1 protein-coding gene is annotated in these 1,390 nt (G+C 38.1%); it reads left to right on the top strand.

Translation table 11 applies throughout. The features are described 5' to 3' along the window. The coding region (locus tag QM460_RS10345; protein WP_414290048.1) for an SspB-related isopeptide-forming adhesin at window positions 1-1,390 on the top strand (1,390 nt) is incomplete at both ends.

The raw sequence follows: 1,390 nt of genomic DNA, 5'->3' as shown, positions 1-1,390 counted from the left end.
ACTTGGTCGTCCAGATATGATTGATAAAGAGGAAATCGCTCGTCAAAATGCCACGTCAATCGGTGGGACAATTCTAAAAAATATTAAGGAAGGTGATTGGTTTACCCTGCACAAAATTGGTAAGACTCAAACAGGGAAAACAATTTCTGTGAAATTCATTTCGAAATCAACACCTACTAAAGCATTTGAAAAAGAAGGTAATTCTCAAGTTTATAGTCGTTTGTGGGTCTGGTGGTCAAAATGGTCGATAGATAACAAAGGTGTTTCGCCGTTTGGATTTAGTCCATTTAATTATTTGAATCCGGATTTTGATTATGAATTCTTTGATGAAGCAACTGGCAAGCCATTAAACATTGGACGTGCCGATGTGTATTCAGATATTGACTACGGTCAGTCCATTCGTCATACCTATGAAGATGGATCAACAGGTATTGTAAAAACACCTAGTGATTCATTGGTTCAAGAAACACCTATTCCAGCATTTGGAAATAAAACTGGTTGGAAAGGTGTGAAAACGTCAGGTACGTATCAATCAGACGACGATACAGGTTTAGACGAGTATAAAGCTGGTGACCCAATCTATTCAAATGTAAACGATTTTCATGATACACCTGTAGGAACTATTGTATCTATTGGCTATGGTTCGAAAGGACATTTGAGTTATTACTATGGTAAAAAAGAATTCAAACCTTATTCGCAGGAAAAATTTGAAGCATATCGTAAGTATTCTGATGCGGAACGAAAAGCGGAAGGTTTGCCACCTTACACAGATAGGGAATTGTATGAAGCAACATACACATTCCAACTTTGGGGAAATAACAACGTTGTAGAAACAGTAGAAGAAGTTCATCCGCCAGAATTGGAGAAGCATGAAAAGGATACAATTCCTGATCCTGAATATCTTCCTGAACCAGGTAAAGTGAAATCTCGTACTGTCCATGTTCGCTATGCTAACTTGCGCTACAAACCATCTGTAAATCCTACAAAATCTGTTGAGGATACACATGGAAACAACATTGATGGAGCTAAGACATTTGACAAGAATGTGAAGTTTACATTGAAAACTGACTATGCTCCTTATTCAAAATTTACTGCGTCACCTAAATCTATCGCGAAACGTTTTGCGATTGTAGACGATGTTCAAGACGGTGCCTATACCGTTGATGATGCCAAAACCAAGGCAAGTGACGACGAAGGAAAAGATGTGAAGCAACTATTTGACATGTATCACGTTCTTTCTGACAAGGGAAGAACAGATGTTGTCAATGAAATCTTGAAAGAAGCAGGATTGTCACCAAAAGGTGAGTTCTATATGTGGGTTCCAAAAGACAACGCTGCTTACTATAAGAACTATGTTTCTAAGGGCAAAAACGTGACTTTTGATTTGGTT

This window comes from Streptococcus infantis, assembly GCF_047464415.1.
Lineage (GTDB): Bacteria > Bacillota > Bacilli > Lactobacillales > Streptococcaceae > Streptococcus > Streptococcus infantis_AE.
Note: the sequence above shows the minus strand (reverse complement) of the source record. Positions and strands in the feature narration are given on the sequence as shown.